The organism is Morganella psychrotolerans (assembly GCF_001676155.1).
GTDB classification, from domain to species: Bacteria; Pseudomonadota; Gammaproteobacteria; order Enterobacterales; family Enterobacteriaceae; genus Morganella; species Morganella psychrotolerans.
In genome coordinates, this window is the sequence record NZ_LZEW01000012.1 from 433,824 (window position 1) to 450,434 (window position 16,611).

Sequence of the window (16,611 nt, forward strand, 5' to 3'; positions counted from 1 at the left end):
TCTTAGTGTTGAGTTAGTTGTGACAGACGGTGAACCGCTGCCTGTAAAGCATAACGGTAACCTTCCGCGCCCAGTCCGCAGATAACGCCGGTGGCAATATCTGAGAGATAGGAGTGATGGCGGAACGGCTCCCGTGCGTGTACATTCGACAGATGAATCTCGATAAACGGGATACTGACAGCCAGCAGGGCATCACGCAGAGCCACACTGGTGTGAGTGAATGCGGCCGGGTTAATCAGAATAAAATCTGTGTTTCCCCGCGCAGCATGAATTCTGTCGATGAGTTCGTGCTCGGCGTTGGATTGCAGGTGATGTAATGTCACACCGCACTGACCAGCGTCCGCGGTCAGTGTAGCGACGATATCCGCAAGAGTGAGCGTCCCGTATTTCTCAGGCTCCCGCGTTCCCAGCAGGTTCAGATTCGGGCCGTTCAGTAACAAAATTTGATAACTTTCGGTCATTCTGCTGCCATCTCCTGCAATCTTACGTAATCGCACAACATAACGCGATGTTAATGCGTTGTCACCTTTTTCTCATCGTATGCAAAATTATTTTTTGCGGATGAAGGGCGACATTATAAACATTTCATTGCAGTTCGCAGCAAAATACTGGTCTGAACAGGTCAGATACCGGCATAAGCAGGTGGATTAATCGTTATCACAGTGTTTCATCATCATCTTGTTTCGTACCTGAACGGCTCTGTATGGCGACTATCCGCGGATGTTAACCAATGTCCGGCCGGTGATGGCATTGTTCATAAGTTTTTCTGCGTAACTGACGGCGTCAGACAGAGATATTTCTGTCGCTGCCTGTAAATAGTAGTCTGCCGGCAGGTCTTTTAACAAACGCGCCCAGATTTCAGGACGTTTTTCTGTAGGTACGCTCACAGAATCCACGCCCTGAAGACGGACATTACGTAAAATAAACGGCATCACGGTTGTCGGTAATGTAAATCCGCCGGCTAATCCGCAAGCCGCCACAGTGGCGTTATAGTGCATCTGTGCCAGCAGATTGGCAAGTATCTGTCCGCCGGTTGTATCCACGGCACCCGCCCAGCGCTGTTTTTCCAGCGGACGCCCCTGCGCGCTGAGCTCTTCACGCGCCAGTACGGCTTTAGCCCCTAATTTCAGCAGATAATCGGTGTTGCTCTCACGTCCGCTCACGGCATAAACGGAATAACCCAGTTTTGCCAGCAGAGCCACGGCAGTACTGCCCACACCGCCGCTTGCACCGGTGACAATAATATCGCCGCTTTGTGGTGTGACGCCGCCGTCTTCAAGGGCTTTCACACACAGCATGGCGGTAAACCCGGCGGTACCGATAATCATCGCCTGACGCGCTGTCATGCCGGAAGGCAGAGGTGTCAGCCAGTCGCCGTTAACCCGCGCCTGTTCTGCCAGTCCGCCCCAGTGATTTTCTCCCACACCCCAGCCGGTAAGAATAACGTTCTGACCCGGCTGATAGCGCGGATCTTCTGAATGGCTGACCGTACCTGTGAAATCAATACCCGGTACCATCGGGAAATTACGGATAATCTTTCCTTTCCCGGTAATGGCCAGTGCATCTTTATAGTTGAGGCCGGACCAGGTCACATCCACAGTGACATTTCCCTGTGGCAGTTGTGCCGTATCCACATCTTTAACAGTGGCAGTCAGTACATTATTATCTTGCTCAAGTAACAGGGCTTTCATCTTCGACCTCATTTTTTGTGTGCGGGAACAGATATATACCCAACGTTATTGGTATAGTTATTTTGGTATCAACCTTTTAATATAGGAGATATAACCCGGGTGAATACTGACAGGGCGCAAGATTATGACCTGCCAACAGAGCGGGTTATATTTATTTACAGCATTATTTTGAGATTATTCCGAAGAAAAGGTACTGTGAACACGCCATAATCGGGCGGCATGAAAGGCGCTTTTTCCGGTTTATTCGGGATTTGTCCGCATATTTTAATCAGCATAATGGCGCGATAGCCTCTGCCCGATTGTAAGATTGCGTATATTATATAAAATCCCGTTGAACTTGACGTAAAGTGACGGGTCGACTGTAGGACAGTTTCTCATCAGGGATAACGTGATATCGCCGGTTTTCGATGAGAAGTATGTGTAAGAATTTAAGATCCGGAGATAATAACCGGATTTTTATTACTAATTTTAGTCCGTCTATGCGTATTTCATCAAATAATGAGAAAAAGTCTGCATTTTTGTGCAGCTTTATACTGCGTAGCGTATAAAAATTATCTAGAATAGACCGCTTCCCCTATGTGGTGTGGACACGCTTCTGGCAAGGTGCATGTGTGGCTTGTCGCAAAAAACGTGGTTGGTAAAGTAGACGGTTTTATTTCCGTCCCCGGCTTGCAGGATTATCCTTTTGTATGTTTAAAAAAATTCGTGGCATGTTTTCCAACGACTTGTCTATTGACCTGGGTACTGCCAATACCCTGATTTATGTCAAAGGACAAGGTATTGTGCTTGATGAACCGTCTGTTGTGGCTATCCGTCAGGATCGCCCCGGCTCCACCAAGAGTGTTGCGGCAGTCGGGCATGAAGCCAAGCGGATGCTGGGGCGTACCCCCGGTAATATCGCAGCAATCCGTCCGATGAAAGACGGTGTAATCGCTGACTTTTTTGTGACTGAGAAAATGCTTCAGCATTTTATCAAACAGGTTCACAGCAACAGCTTTATGCGTCCGAGCCCGCGTGTTCTGGTGTGTGTACCGGTTGGTGCAACTCAGGTTGAGCGCCGTGCTATCCGCGAATCTGCACTCAGTGCCGGTGCCCGCGAAGTCTATCTGATCGAAGAGCCGGTTTCTGCGGCAATCGGTGCCGGTTTGCCGGTATCAGAAGCGACAGGTTCAATGGTGGTGGATATCGGCGGTGGTACAACAGAAGTTGCCGTTATCTCTCTGAACGGCGTGGTGTATTCCTCCTCTGTCCGTATCGGTGGTGATCGCTTTGATGAAGCCATCATTAATTATGTGCGCCGTAACTACGGTTCACTGATTGGCGAAGCAACGGCTGAGCGCATCAAACACGAAATCGGTTCTGCATATCCGACTGACGAAGTGCTTGAAATCGAAGTTCGCGGCCGTAACCTGGCTGAAGGTGTTCCGCGTGGTTTCACGTTGAATTCCAACGAAATTCTGGAAGCATTGCAGGAACCGCTGACCGGTATTGTCAGTGCGGTGATGCTGGCGCTGGAACAGTGCCCGCCGGAGCTGGCGTCTGATATTTCCGAACGTGGTATGGTGCTGACCGGTGGTGGTGCATTGCTGCGTAATTTAGACCGCCTGCTGATGGAAGAAACCGGGATTCCGGTGATTGTTGCAGAAGATCCGCTGACGTGTGTTGCACGCGGTGGTGGTAAAGCACTTGAGATGATCGATATGCACGGCAGCGATCTTCTTAGTGAAGAATAAGCGGACTCCCGTTCGTTCAATACTGCAAGCCGGGGGAGTCCGCTCCCTCTGCTCGCCGGATACACCCTCTGTCCGCCCGGACAGAATTACTGTAGCGCCTTGTATCGCAACCTATGAAGCCGATTTTTAGCCGGGGGCCTTCCCTTCAGATTCGCATTATTATCGCGGTTATTTTTGCCATCGGATTTATTGTGGTTGATAACCGGGTTGATGCGTTTACCAAAGTCCGTAACTATCTGGATACGGCGGTCAGTCCGTTCTATTTTTTAGCTAACGGCCCGCGTCAGTTACTTGATGGTATTTCGGATAACTTTGCAACACGCCAGCAGCTGGAATTTGAAAACAGGGCATTGCAGCAGGAACTGCTGGTTAAAAACAGCCAGAATCAGTTGCTTGAACAGTTTAAACAGGAAAATGCTCGCCTGCGTGAATTGCTCGGCTCTCCGTTGCGCCAGGATGAGCACATGATGGTCACCCAGGTGATGTCAGGAGCGAATACGCCTTACCGCGATCAGGTGGTGATTGATAAAGGCAGCCGTGATGGTGTGTATAACGGGCAGCCGGTTATCAGTGATAAAGGTGTGGTCGGGCAGGTTATTGCTGTCTCTCAGCTGACCAGCCGCGTATTGCTGATTTGCGATACAACACACGCACTCCCGATTCAGGTATTGCGTAATGATATCCGCGTTATTGCGTCCGGCACCGGGTGCAGTGATGATTTACAGCTTGAGCCTTTGCCGAACAATATTGATATCCGTGTCGGGGATGTTCTGGTCACATCCGGTCTTGGCGGACGCTTCCCGGAAGGCTATCCGGTCGGGGTGGTCTCTGCGGTGAAGGTCGATAATCAGCGCGCGTATACCATTATCAGTGCAAAACCGATGGCTGATCTTCAGCGGTTGCGTTACCTTCTTTTATTATGGGGCGGGGATGGTAATCCGCGTGACCCTTCCGGCCCGTCTGAAGTTTACCGCGCGGCAAATGAACGCATCATGCAGGTCATGCCGCAGGTGGTTCCGCCAATTATGGCACCGGCACCGGAAAGTGCGCCGGAAAGTGCTGTGCCGCCGGTAGTACAATCTGCAGTGCAACCAAAACCAGCAGTGCAACCAAAACCAGCAGTACAGCCCGCACAGCCAAAACCGGCCCGTCCTGCACAATCTGCTGTGCCGCCTGCCGCTCAGGGTACACCGGATACCGCAGACACCGCACCTGTCCGTCAGCTGAGAATGAAGCCGCAATGAATACCTACCGGGGACAGAACCGGATAATCATCTGGATCTCATTTCTGATAGCGATTGTGCTGCAAATCATGCCGTGGCCGGAACAACTGCAATTTTATCGCCCGTCCTGGGCGATGCTGTTTCTTATCTACTGGGTGATGGCGCTGCCACACCGGGTCAGTGTCGGCTCTGCTTTTTTTCTCGGTATGATGATTGATCTGATTGAAGGCTCCACGCTCGGCGTGCATGCACTGAGCTTATCGATTGTCACTTATCTGGTGGCGTTCAAACATCAGTTACTGCGTAATATGGCACTGTGGCAGCAGTCATTGGTGATTATGGTATTGTCGGCACTGATGCAGTTCTTTGTTTTCTGGTCAGAATTTCTACTGTCAAACATTGTGTTTCATCCGGAAGTCTTCTGGAACAGTCTGGTCAATGGTATCTTATGGCCATGGATCTTTTTTATTATTGCGTAAGACGCGCCGTCACTTTTCTGTTCATTAATAAGGGAACGGCGGCGTGATACGTTAACAAAACGTCAGGACGCCTGAATGCTGCCGATTTACCTTGCTTCAACCTCTCCCCGCCGCCGGGAACTGATTAAACTGCTGAATGTGCAATGTGAAATACTGTCCCCCTGTATTGATGAAATCCGCCGGGACGGTGAATCTGCGCCTGCATATGCGGAGCGTCTGGCGCGGGAAAAATCACAGGCAGGCGTTTTACTGGCAACAGAAGACAGGCCGGTTATCGGCTCGGATACCATTGTGGTACTCGACGGCGAAGTCCTGGAAAAACCCCGCGATGAAGCCCATGCTTTCGCCATGCTCAGTGCACTGTCCGGTCATACGCATCAGGTGATGACTGCTGTCGCGGTTTCCGATCGTTTTCGTACCCTCAGCATCCTGATTGTGACAGATGTGACTTTCCGCCGGTTATCTGATTGTGAAATAAAAGAATATATCCAATCTGGTGAGCCAATGGATAAAGCGGGTGCTTATGGCATTCAGGGGCTTGGCGGGCGCTATGTCCGGAAAATTAATGGTAGCTATCATGCCGTAGTGGGATTACCGTTAGTGGAAACCGAAGAATTGATTAAGCGGTACACGGAAACCCTGAAAGGGACTGTACCGGCACACTTAGATGGAAAAGAAATACCATGACAGCCGAACTTTTAGTCAACGTGACCCCGTCTGAAACACGAGTGGCTTATATTACAGGCGGGATCCTTCAGGAAATTCATATCGAACGCGAAGCAAAACGCGGCATCGCCGGTAATATCTATAAAGGGCGTGTGAGCCGGGTGCTGCCCGGGATGCAGGCGGCCTTTATCGATATTGGCATGGATAAAGCCGCGTTTTTGCACGCCTCTGACATTATTCCGCATACAGAATGTATTGCCGGTGATGAGCAGGAGAAATTCCGTACCCGCGATATCGGGGAGTTGGTGCATCAGGGGCAGGATCTGATTGTCCAGGTGGTGAAAGATCCGCTGGGTACCAAGGGCGCGCGCCTGACCACGGATATCACACTGCCTTCCCGTTATCTGGTCTTTATGCCCGGCGCTTCCCATGTGGGCGTTTCCCAGCGCATTGAAAGTGAAGAAGAGCGCGAGCGGCTGAAAAATATTGTCTCCGGCTATTGTGATGAGCAGGGCGGATTTATTATCCGCACAGCAGCAGAAGGGGTCGGTGAAGAAGAACTGACATCCGATGCGGCGTTTCTCAGACGCCTGTGGACAAAAGTTATCCAGCGCAAAAAACGCAATACCACGCGCACCAAAATTTATGGTGAGTTGGCACTCGCTCACCGCATTCTGCGTGATTTTGCCGGTGAATCACTCGACCGGATCCGCATCGATTCCCGCCTGAGTTTCAGTGATTTGCAGGAGTTTGTGGATGATTATATTCCGGAAATGACCGCAAAACTGGAGTTGTACCAGGGCAGCCAGCCAATTTTTGATCTCTATGATACCGAAAACGAGATCCAGCGGGCGATGGAACGAAAAGTCGAAATGAAATCAGGTGGTTATCTGATTATCGATCAGACTGAAGCGATGACGACAATCGACATCAATACCGGCGCATTTGTGGGACACCGGAATCTGGAAGAAACGATTTTTAATACCAATATTGAGGCAACTCAGGTAATTGCCCGCCAGTTACGGCTGCGCAATCTCGGCGGTATTATTATCATTGATTTTATTGATATGACGGATGCGGATCACCGTCGGCGGGTGCTCAGTTCTCTGGAGCAGGCGCTGTCGAAAGATCGCGTGAAAACGACTATCAATGGTTTCTCTCAGCTCGGGCTGGTGGAAATGACCCGCAAACGTACGCGGGAAAGCCTCGAACATGTTTTATGTGAGAAATGTCCGGCCTGTCAGGGGCGGGGAAATGTCCGCTCCGTGGAAACGGTCTGCTATGAGGTCCTGCGGGAAATTGTCCGCGTTCACCGGCTGCTGGATGTTGATCGCTTCCTGGTATATGCCTCTCCGGCGGTGACAGAAGCTTTGCAGGGTGATGAATCCCATGCACTGGCGGAAGTGGAAATTTTTGTCGGCAAGCAGGTACAGGTCCGCGCAGAACCACTTTACAGTCAGGAACATTTTGATGTGGTGATGATGTAATATACCCAACGTCATTCAAGGTGCTGGCTGAGCGAAGCCAACGAACCTGCAGTTTGAATGAATAAAGGTATATACCCAACGTCATTCAGGATGCAGGAAGGCGGCAAGGGAAGACTGACGGGGAGCATACATAAGTATGTGACCCGGCTGGCTGAGTGAAGCCAACGAACCTGCAGTTTGAATGAATAAGGGTATAAAATAGCGGTATGTTCCCGGATATGAGACAGTATCCGGTATCACCGGCCTTGACAGCAGCAGGGAGAAGGGGAGCCAGTGAGGCGACTGCCAAAGGTTTTGTTTACATGTGTTGTTGTGATTGTGATTGCTGCTGCTCTGTTACTGGGCGGTCTGCGTTACCTATTGCCTCAGATTAATGAATATCGCCCGCAAATCGAAGAAAAACTCTCTGAGATGACCGGAGCGACAGTCAAAATGGGTGAAATCAGCGGACGCTGGCAGGGTTTTGGTCCTGTACTGACCATCCGTGACCTGACGGTTACCAGTGATGAAGCTGATATATCAGCCGAAAAAATTAATCTCTCCCTCGATATCTGGCGCACCTTATTCCGCTTTAGTGTCAGTTTTCGTGACCTGACATTCTGGCATATGAATGTGGATTACAAATCCCCTCTCAGCAGTGACGGCGGCAATTTTGAGCCGGATGCCATTTCTGCCCTCTGGCTTGAACGTTTTGATAATTTTGACCTGCGTGACAGTGAAATCCGTTTTCTTACCCCGTCCGGCGACCCCGCTACCTTAGTGGTTTCCCGCCTCTCCTGGCTTAATCAGACCAAGCGCCACCGGGCACAGGGCGAAGTCCGGCTCTCATCCGTGAATAACCCGCGCGGCTGGTTACAGGTGCGCCTGGATCTGCGGGATGTGAATGGTCTGCTGGATGAAGGTATGGTGTATCTCCAGGCGGATGAAATTGACATGACGCCGTGGTTCAGCCGCTGGCTGCGGGATAACACCGGACTGAATGAAGCCCGTTTCAGTCTTGCCGGCTGGATGACGGTTGAGCGCGGGACAATCACCCGCGGGCTGGTACAACTGAATACCGGCGAGGCGGACTGGCTGGTCGGCAAAGACAGACACACGCTGGAAGTCCGCGACCTGGTTGTGCGCATGCGCCGTCAGGGCGAAGGCTGGTTGTTTAATATTCCTGAGCTGTTTAACCTCAAAACAGACGGACAACAGTGGCCGGAAGGTAATTTATCACTGCTTTATATCCCCGCATCAGAAAAATATCAGGGCAATCAGCATTTGCGTATCCGCGCCAATAATATTGAATTGGCGCGCCTGAGCAGCATTGTACCGACATTTTCTTTCCTGACGAATGATGATGTCAGAGCCTGGCAGAACCGCGACCCGTCCGGGTTGATTCAGGACTTTGCCCTTGATATCACGCCTGCCACCCCGGAAATGCTGGATGTGGATGTGGCCTGGCAGGATGTGAGCTGGAAACCCTGGGGCGGGCTGCCGTCAGTCTCTCATTTCAGCGGGCTGCTGCGCGGTGATCGGGCAAAAGGCATTATGCGTTTTGCCCTGGCGGACAGCGTGGTGGACTATCGTCCGATGTTTACCGCGCCGCTGGCTGTTTCGCAGAGTGGCGGACAAATCCAGTGGCGCAATACCGACGGTAATTTCAGTGCCTGGAGTGATAATTTAGATCTGCGCTCCGGCGCATTATGGACAAACGGGCACTTCCGTTATCAGCAAAATAAAGAGGGTCCGCCGTCACTCGGGATCCTGGCGGGTGTCCGGCTGACGGACGCCGGAGAAGCCTGGCGCTATTTCCCCGTTCCGCTGATGGGCGAACATCTCAATGAATACCTGACTCAGGCGCTGATTGCCGGGAAAGCGGAAGACGCCACGGTAATCTTTCAGGGAGATCCTGCTGATTTTCCGTTCCGCAAAAATCAGGGGCAGTTTCAGATATGGGTGCCGCTGCGTGATGCCACGTTCAAATACGACCCGGACTGGCCTGCACTGATGGATGTGGATGTCGATCTGAATTTTCATAATCACGGGTTATGGATGACGGCTCCGCAGGCGAAACTGGGTAACGCAACCGCACGGAACCTGAAAGCCGATATTCCGGACTTTACGATTGAGCGCCTTTATATTAAGTCAGATATTGAGGGGAAAGGGGAGTCGCTGGGGAACTATTTTGATCAGACCCCGATGAAAGACTCCATCGGCAATACCCTGAAACAGCTGAAAATTGGCGGCAGTGTCTACGGTAACCTTAACCTGGAAATTCCGCTCAATTTTGATGAAATGGTGCGGGCGACCGGTGAGGTCCGCCTGAAAAATAATACTATTGATGTCGTGCCGCTCGGCAGCACGCTGCATGATGTCTCCGGGCAGTTCCGTTTTGATAACGGCGACCTGGAAAGTGATCGCATTACTGCGCGCTGGTTCGGTCAACCGCTGAATATTCACTTCACGACCAAAGAAAATCCGAAAGATTTTGCGGTTAATATCGCACTGGACGGCAACTGGCAGATGAAAGGGATTGATGGCCTTCCTGATGCCGTAAAACAGCATGTAAAGGGTGCTTTTCCGTGGACGGGCGAGGTGAAAATTGCGCTTCCGCAAAAAGGAGAAGTCAGTTATACGGTTGATCTGGATGGTAAAACCGGAAAGCTGACCAGCAGCACGCTACCTGCAATCCAGCGCTGGGCGGCTGACACCGGCACACTGAATATTCATGCCACAGGAACAGAGCACACACTGAAAGCGGGGGGAACGCTCGGAAAATCCCTCAGTTTTCTGACAGACTGGACACTCGGCGATATTCTGACTCTGCGCGGTGCCGCTATCCGTCCGGGTAGTAAAATACCGGAAAAAATCATCCCTGATACCATCAGTATTGCGTTACCGGCGGTGACAGGGGAGCACTGGGTCGGCGCTCTGGCTGTTGCAGGGCAAAGTCATGAATCGCCTTCATCACTGAAACTGCCGGGGAATATTGATATTTCAGCGCCAAGTGTGGATTTTGCCGGACAGCGCTGGAATCAGATGAAACTGCGCATCCATCCGCAGGAAAATGGCTGGTTGCTGAGTGCGGACGGAAAGGAGCTGCGCGGTGATATCCGCCTCCCGCCGTCCGGACCGTGGCAGGCAAGCATTGACTATCTTTATTATAATCCGGACTCCATTGAGAACGCATTGCCGAAATCTCAGCGTAGTGAGCAGACCAAAACAGATTACCGGGTCGCAAGCTGGCCGGCAATCACGTTGCGTTGTGAGGCGTGCTGGGTCGGCGGGTTGAATATCGGTACGGTGAATGCCAAGGTTTATCCTGAAAATAACACCCTGGTTCTGGATGCGGCATCGGTAAAAAACAGTGCCAGCGAGCTGACGGTCAGCGGACGCTGGGATGCGGGGCGTACACCACTATCGCACTTTAAAGGTCAGTTTAAAGGGCCGGTATTTGATAATATGGCTGCGTATTTCGGGGTACTGGTGCCGATCACCGGCTCGCCGTTTACCGTGGATTTTGACCTGAACTGGCGTGATGTGCCGTGGTCGCCTGATGTGGCGTCACTGAACGGCATCATTAATACCTCGCTGGGGAAAGGAGCCATGGAGCGTATGGGCGGCGGAAATGCCGGAAAACTACTGCGGCTGGTCAGTTTTGATGCGTTATTACGTAAATTACAGCTGGATTTCACTGATACCTTCAGTAATGATTTTGTTTTTGACAGCATACGCGGCAAAGGTGTCATCAAAGAAGGTGTTCTGAGTACGAATGATACCCGCGTGGATGGTCTGATGGCGGATATCAGTTTTGATGGTTCGATTTATCTTGTGGAGCGTCGCATTGATATGTCGGTGGTAGTCACACCGGAATTGTCTGCGACAGTCGGGGTGGCAACGGCGTTTGTTGTCAATCCGATAGCGGGAGCTGCGGTCTTTGTTGCCAGTAAGGTACTGGGCCCGCTCTGGAGTAAAATTTCGGTGATACGTTATCACCTGAGCGGCAGTTTAGAAGAGCCTAAGATAGATGAAGTTTTGCGTCAGTTAAAGGAGACTAAGTAATGAAAAACGCAAATGTGGCATTATTACAATTGTGCAGCGGCACAAATACCAAACACAATTTGGCGCAAATCGAACAACAGATCAAACAACTGCCTGATAATATCAAATTGGTCATGACGCCGGAAAATGCCCTGATTTTTGCCTCGGGCAATACCTATCATAAATATGCGGAAACCCAGGGTGACGGGCCGTTGCAGAGTGCAGTAGCTGATATGGCGCGCCGTTACGGTGTCTGGATCCTGATTGGCTCTATGCCGCTGATAAGCCGTGAAGATCCGCAGCGCATTACTGCCAGCAGTATTTTGTTTGATGATAAGGGCGACATTAAAGCCCGTTATGACAAAATCCATATGTTTGACGTGAATATTGACGACGAACAGGGTTCTTATAATGAATCCAAAATTTTCCAGCGCGGTGAGCACATCACGGTAGTGGATACCCCGGTAGGACGCCTCGGCATGACTATTTGTTATGATCTGCGTTTTCCGGGTCTGTTCCAGGCGCTGCGTGAGCAGGGTGCTGAGATTATTTCTGTCCCGGCGGCGTTTACCCGTCTGACCGGAAAATCACACTGGGAGCCGTTACTGCGCGCCCGTGCGATTGAAAACCAATGCATTATCCTCGCACCGGCTCAGGTTGGTGTACATGGCACCCGCCGTACATGGGGACACTCCATGGTGGTTGACGGCTGGGGTAAAGTTGTGAAGAAAAATCCGGATGCGGTCGCGGCGATTGAAGCGGATATTCGTCCGGAAAGCTTAACATCAATGCGCGAGCAGATCCGTGTGGTCAAACACAACCGGTTCCGTCCTCAGCTGACCTCGCTGATTGAGAAAAAAACGACAGGTAAAGAGTAAATTATGAGTTTTTCAACTGTTAGCAACGATCTGCTGACCGCCAATGGTCTTGATGAACAGGATTTGTTTTCTGTTCTCACTCAGTTGGCTGATCGTCATATTGATTACGGCGATCTCTATTTCCAGAACAGCTTCCATGAAGCCTGGATACTGGAAGATAAAATTATTAAAAACGGCTCTTATAATATCGACCAGGGTGTCGGGATCCGCGCCGTCAGCGGCGAGAAAACCGGGTTTGCCTATTCGGATCAGATAAGCCTCACTGCATTACAGCAGAGTGCTTCTGCGGCGCGCAGCATTGTGCGTGAGCAGGGAAATGGTCAGGTTCAGGCACTGAGTCGTGTGAATAACACCGCGCTGTATGCCGCACTCGACCCGCTGCGTTCTATGCCGCGTGAAGAGAAAATTGCCCTGCTGCACCGTCTTGATCGTGTGGCGCGGGCAGAAGATCCCCGTGTTCAGGAAGTGAATGCCAGCCTGACCGGTGTCTATGAAGAAGTGCTGATTGCCGCAACCGACGGCACGCTGGCGACGGATATTCGTCCGCTGGTGCGCCTTTCTGTCAGCGTGCTGGTGGAAGAGGATGGCAAACGCGAACACGGCGGCAGCGGTGGCGGTGGTCGTTTTGGTTATGACTATTTCCTCGGCACAGAAGACGGTGAAGTCCGCGCTGATAATTTTGCCCGCGAAGCCGTGCGTATGGCGCTGGTGAATCTCTCTGCGGTTGCCGCTCCGGCAGGTTCAATGCCTGTGGTATTAGGCGCAGGCTGGCCGGGTGTGTTACTGCATGAAGCTGTCGGACATGGACTGGAAGGTGATTTTAACCGCCGCAATTCCTCTGTATTCAGCGGAAAAATAGGTCAGCAGGTCACATCAACACTGTGCACGATTGTTGATGACGGCACCATCAGTGATCGCCGTGGCTCACTGGCGATTGATGATGAAGGCGTACCGGGTCAATACAACGTATTGATCGAAAACGGTATTCTGAAAGGATATATCCAGGACAAACTGAATGCGCGCCTGATGGGTGTCGCACCGACCGGTAACGGTCGCCGTGAATCCTATGCCCATATGCCGATGCCACGCATGACCAACACTTATATGCTGGCGGGTGAATCGTCGCCGGAAGAGATTATCGCGAGTGTGAAAAATGGTCTGTATGCCCCGAATTTCGGCGGCGGTCAGGTGGATATCACGTCCGGGAAATTCGTTTTCTCCACATCGGAAGCGTATCTCATTGAAAACGGTAAAATTACCAAACCGGTGAAAGGCGCAACACTGATTGGCTCGGGCATTGAAGCTATGCAGCAGGTTTCGATGGTCGGTAATGATCTGAAACTGGATAAAGGCGTGGGTGTCTGCGGAAAAGAGGGGCAGAGCGTCCCTGTCGGCGTCGGACAGCCTACGCTGAAGCTTGACAGTATCACAGTCGGCGGTACGGCGTAATGATGCAGAAGTACGGCACGCTGGTGATTGTCCTGATCGTTGCCGTTTCTGCCTGGCTGGCGGGGTTACCGGGACAATTTATTGACACCCGCCCGTCAGAGCCGGTCCCGCAGCAGACAGAACAACCGCAAGCGATTGATGCACTGACGGAAAAATCCCGCGTGGTTCGTTATGTGCAGCAGCATCAGCAGTTACCGGATTACTATGTGACAAAAAAAGTGGCGCGGAATGCGGGCTGGCAGCCATCAAAAGGGGATCTTTGCGAGGTGATGCCGGGTAAAGCTATCGGCGGTGATCGTTTTGGTAACCGCGAAAAAGGCTTGCCGGATACCCCTGCGCGGCAGTGGTTTGAAGCAGATATTAATTATAACTGCGGACATCGCGGCAGTGACCGCCTGCTCTACTCAAATGACGGGCTGATTTATGTGACAACAGATCATTACCGCTCATTTCAGAAGGCAGGATAATGCATGACGGATGAGACAAACACGACCGGGACAAACACGGCTGAGATAAACAGAGTGCATTTTGATTTCCGTATGATCCGGACCACAGAGGATTTTTATCAGCAATTCAGTGATAAATTTCAGTTGGTTGCGGGTTTTGGTCATAACACGGATGCATTATGGGATATGTTAACGGGCGCAATTGAGTTGCCTGTAACGCTGGTGTTTGAGCATATTACTGCGCGTCAGCGGCGGTTGTTCTCGGCGGTGATTGCCACCTGTCGTGATGCAGAGGAAGAGTGGCCGGGGGATATTCAGCTGATACTGACCCCCCTGACCATGCGGGCGGATTAAGCGGTTTCAGCCAGTTCTTTCAGATACTGGAACAACTGGCGGTACGCTTTCGGGGGCTTATTCCCTTCGCGCTCTTTTTTCGCATTACGGATAAGTGAGCGCAGTTGCTGACGATCAAGGTGCGGGAACAGATCGATAGCTTCTTCTGCCACACTGTCATCACCGGTAACCAGACGATCACGCAGATCTTCCAGCTTGTGCAGCAGAACGACTTGCTGGTTATGACGGTTTTTCAGTTTATCCAGTGCCGTGATGATGGGATCCATGTCACGGGAGCGCATTAGTTTACCGATGAGCTGTATCTGACGGCGAAGGCCTTCACGTTTGATTTTTTGTGCCAGCAAAATGGCATCGAGTAATTGTTCATCCAGCGGAATTCGTTCCAGCTGTACTTTACTTAACGCAACCAGTTCGGCCCCGAGTTTTTTCAGGATTTCCGCATCGCGTTTGATTTCGCTTTTGCTGACCCAGATAATCTCGTCGTCTTCTTCTTCCTGAGGAAGGGCTTCGGGTTCTTCAAACCAGGTTTCAGGCTGCTTTGCCATAATTGTATTTCCTGTGGCGAAACACAGAGCAGCATGACGCCGGATGATCTCTGTGTTTGTGAGTGTTAACATTCGTATATTGGCTATTGTAACCGGGGAAAAGGCCGGATAACACCTATTAGCTACCTGATTGGCTGAACGGCCCCTTAATTTATTAGATTGGAACCTGATTGATGAATATCACTTCTCAGATTATGGCGCAACGTACGCGTCTTGAACAGGCAGTTCAACAGGCATTGAGTATTGCACAAAAAGGCTGTGACAGTGCAGAAGTTGCTGTCAGCAGAACCACCGGCATGAGTGTCAGCACCCGTATGGGTGAGGTGGAAAACGTTGAATTTAACAGTGATGGCGCGTTAGGGATAACGGTTTATCATAACCAGCGCAAAGGCAGTGCCTCTTCCACCGATTTAAGCGACGATGCAATTGTCCGCACGGTACAGGCCGCTATTGATATTGCAAAATACACATCAGAAGATCCGTTCGCGGGTCCGGCTGACCGTGACTTGCTGGCATTTGACGCACCGGACTTGCAACTGTTTTATCCGGCGGAGGTCAGCGCGGACCAGGCGATTGATTACGCCGCAAATGCAGAGAAAGCGGCATTGAGTGCCGATCCGCGCATTACCAATACCGAGGGCGGCAGTTTCAACAGCCACTGTGGGATCCGTGTTTTTGGTAACACGCTCGGGATGTTACAGAGCTATTGCAGCACCCGTCACTCAATGTCAGCCAGCGTGATCGCTGAAGAAAACGGGGATATGGAGCGTGACTACGCTTACACTATTGCCCGTAAACTTGAGGATTTACAGTCTGCTGAATGGGTCGGAAAAGAGTGCGCACGCCGTACATTATCACGTCTGGCACCGCGTAAGCTGGCAACCCAAAAAGCGCCGGTTATTTTTTCACCGGAAGTCGCCACCGGGCTGTTTGGTCATCTGGTGGGCGCTATCAGTGGTACATCAGTTTACCGCAAATCAACTTTTCTGCTCGACAGCCTCGGCAAACAGATCCTGCCGGACTGGCTGACTGTCCGCGAGCTGCCGCATGTGATTGGCGGGCTGGCTTCAACGCCGTTTGACAGCGAAGGTGTCCGCACAGAGGATCGTCTGATTATCGAAAATGGTGTACTGACTAACTGGCTGATGACAACTTACGCTGCGCGGAAACTCGGGCTGAAAAGTACCGGGCACGCAGGCGGGATCCATAACTGGCATATTGCCGGACAAGGGATGGGCTTTGATGCCATGCTCAAAGAGATGGGCACAGGGCTGGTTGTGACGGAGCTGATGGGACAGGGTGTCAGCGGTATTACCGGCGACTATTCACGCGGTGCATCCGGTTTCTGGGTGGAAAATGGCGAGATTCAGTATCCGGTCAGTGAAATCACGATTGCCGGTAATCTGAAAGACATGTGGGCGAATATGATTGCCACCGGGGATGATATCGAAACCCGCAGCAACATCCAGTGCGGCTCTGTCTGGCTGCCGGAAATGAGTATTGCCGGGCAGTAATATCCCCGTGTTAAAAACCTGAATTCCTTGTATGACTACATGAAAAACCCTGACATTTACGTCAGGGTTTTTTATGCCGGAAAGAAACATAGCGATGAAATTATTAAAGTTAGATAGTTC

The 16,611-nt window shown here is 51.3% G+C and carries 13 protein-coding genes and 1 pseudogene; 11 read left to right on the top strand and 3 right to left on the bottom strand.

From position 1 onward, the window contains the following. Nucleotides 1–2 precede the first annotated feature (2 nt). Both aroQ and acuI read right to left on the bottom strand, forming a co-directional pair. On the bottom strand, nt 3–461 hold the full coding sequence (gene aroQ / locus AYY16_RS12375; RefSeq protein WP_067366877.1) for a type II 3-dehydroquinate dehydratase: 459 nt from the start codon (nt 459–461) through the stop codon (nt 3–5). 249 nt (nt 462–710) lie between these two features. Continuing rightward, nucleotides 711–1,691 (bottom strand): acrylyl-CoA reductase (NADPH), encoded by a 981-nt coding sequence (gene acuI / locus AYY16_RS12380; RefSeq protein ID WP_067366880.1) that lies wholly within the window; start codon nt 1,689–1,691, stop codon nt 711–713. A gap of 689 nt (nt 1,692–2,380) precedes the next feature. Here acuI and mreB point away from each other — a divergent pair. From mreB to AYY16_RS12430, 10 genes and pseudogenes are all read left to right on the top strand, one after another. Continuing rightward, entirely contained in the window at nt 2,381–3,424 is a 1,044-nt protein-coding gene (gene mreB, locus AYY16_RS12385) for a rod shape-determining protein MreB (RefSeq protein WP_004236290.1), read from the top strand. Nucleotides 3,425–3,537: 113 nt separating this feature from the next. Then, on the top strand, nt 3,538–4,668 hold the full coding sequence (gene mreC, locus AYY16_RS12390) for a rod shape-determining protein MreC (RefSeq protein ID WP_067366883.1): 1,131 nt from the start codon (nt 3,538–3,540) through the stop codon (nt 4,666–4,668). Continuing rightward, nucleotides 4,665–5,154 (top strand): annotated as a pseudogene (mreD, locus tag AYY16_RS12395) (rod shape-determining protein MreD). The gene mreC and the pseudogene mreD overlap by 4 nt, the downstream one beginning before the upstream one ends. A gap of 47 nt (nt 5,155–5,201) precedes the next feature. Continuing rightward, the gene (locus tag AYY16_RS12400) at nt 5,202–5,813 is read left to right on the top strand and encodes a Maf family protein (RefSeq protein WP_067366886.1); all 612 of its coding nucleotides are present in this window, start codon (nt 5,202–5,204) and stop codon (nt 5,811–5,813) included. Beyond that, nucleotides 5,810–7,279 (top strand): ribonuclease G, encoded by a 1,470-nt coding sequence (gene rng / locus AYY16_RS12405; RefSeq protein ID WP_067366889.1) that lies wholly within the window; start codon nt 5,810–5,812, stop codon nt 7,277–7,279. Before AYY16_RS12400 ends, rng begins: the two co-directional genes overlap by 4 nt. Before the next feature lie 273 nt (nt 7,280–7,552). Continuing rightward, a complete protein-coding gene (gene yhdP, locus AYY16_RS12410) occupies nt 7,553–11,326 on the top strand; it encodes an AsmA2 domain-containing protein YhdP (RefSeq protein WP_067366892.1) in 3,774 nt (1,257 codons plus the stop codon). Next, nucleotides 11,326–12,183, top strand: coding sequence for a deaminated glutathione amidase (nit1, locus tag AYY16_RS12415; protein ID WP_067366895.1), 858 nt, complete (start codon nt 11,326–11,328; stop codon nt 12,181–12,183). The genes yhdP and nit1 overlap by 1 nt, the downstream gene beginning before the upstream one ends. Before the next feature lie 3 nt (nt 12,184–12,186). Next, on the top strand, nt 12,187–13,632 hold the full coding sequence (tldD, locus tag AYY16_RS12420) for a metalloprotease TldD (protein ID WP_067366898.1): 1,446 nt from the start codon (nt 12,187–12,189) through the stop codon (nt 13,630–13,632). Then, nucleotides 13,632–14,099, top strand: coding sequence for a ribonuclease domain-containing protein (locus AYY16_RS12425; RefSeq protein WP_067366901.1), 468 nt, complete (start codon nt 13,632–13,634; stop codon nt 14,097–14,099). Before tldD ends, AYY16_RS12425 begins: the two co-directional genes overlap by 1 nt. A 3-nt stretch (nt 14,100–14,102) precedes the next feature. After that, nucleotides 14,103–14,432 (top strand): barstar family protein, encoded by a 330-nt coding sequence (locus AYY16_RS12430; protein ID WP_082970719.1) that lies wholly within the window; start codon nt 14,103–14,105, stop codon nt 14,430–14,432. On the opposite strand, the gene yjgA is transcribed toward AYY16_RS12430, so the two are convergent. Then, a complete protein-coding gene (gene yjgA, locus AYY16_RS12435) occupies nt 14,429–14,977 on the bottom strand; it encodes a ribosome biogenesis factor YjgA (protein WP_067367300.1) in 549 nt (182 codons plus the stop codon). The genes AYY16_RS12430 and yjgA overlap by 4 nt on opposite strands. A gap of 173 nt (nt 14,978–15,150) precedes the next feature. Here yjgA and pmbA point away from each other — a divergent pair, with 173 nt between their 5' ends. Next, on the top strand, nt 15,151–16,491 hold the full coding sequence (gene pmbA / locus AYY16_RS12440) for a metalloprotease PmbA (protein ID WP_067366904.1): 1,341 nt from the start codon (nt 15,151–15,153) through the stop codon (nt 16,489–16,491). The last annotated feature ends 120 nt before the right edge of the window (nt 16,492–16,611 follow it).

Excerpts from the sequence above, each read along its gene's own strand:
- aroQ (WP_067366877.1), bottom strand. The coding sequence starts at position 461 with ATGACCGAAAGTTATCAAATTTTGTTACTGAACGGCCCGAATCTGAAC.
- acuI (WP_067366880.1), bottom strand. The coding sequence starts at position 1,691 with ATGAAAGCCCTGTTACTTGAGCAAGATAATAATGTACTGACTGCCACT.
- mreB (WP_004236290.1), top strand. The coding sequence starts at position 2,381 with ATGTTTAAAAAAATTCGTGGCATGTTTTCCAACGACTTGTCTATTGAC.
- mreC (WP_067366883.1), top strand. The coding sequence starts at position 3,538 with ATGAAGCCGATTTTTAGCCGGGGGCCTTCCCTTCAGATTCGCATTATT.
- AYY16_RS12400 (WP_067366886.1), top strand. The coding sequence starts at position 5,202 with ATGCTGCCGATTTACCTTGCTTCAACCTCTCCCCGCCGCCGGGAACTG.
- rng (WP_067366889.1), top strand. The coding sequence starts at position 5,810 with ATGACAGCCGAACTTTTAGTCAACGTGACCCCGTCTGAAACACGAGTG.
- nit1 (WP_067366895.1), top strand. The coding sequence starts at position 11,326 with ATGAAAAACGCAAATGTGGCATTATTACAATTGTGCAGCGGCACAAAT.
- tldD (WP_067366898.1), top strand. The coding sequence starts at position 12,187 with ATGAGTTTTTCAACTGTTAGCAACGATCTGCTGACCGCCAATGGTCTT.
- AYY16_RS12425 (WP_067366901.1), top strand. The coding sequence starts at position 13,632 with ATGATGCAGAAGTACGGCACGCTGGTGATTGTCCTGATCGTTGCCGTT.
- AYY16_RS12430 (WP_082970719.1), top strand. The coding sequence starts at position 14,103 with ATGACGGATGAGACAAACACGACCGGGACAAACACGGCTGAGATAAAC.
- yjgA (WP_067367300.1), bottom strand. The coding sequence starts at position 14,977 with ATGGCAAAGCAGCCTGAAACCTGGTTTGAAGAACCCGAAGCCCTTCCT.
- pmbA (WP_067366904.1), top strand. The coding sequence starts at position 15,151 with ATGAATATCACTTCTCAGATTATGGCGCAACGTACGCGTCTTGAACAG.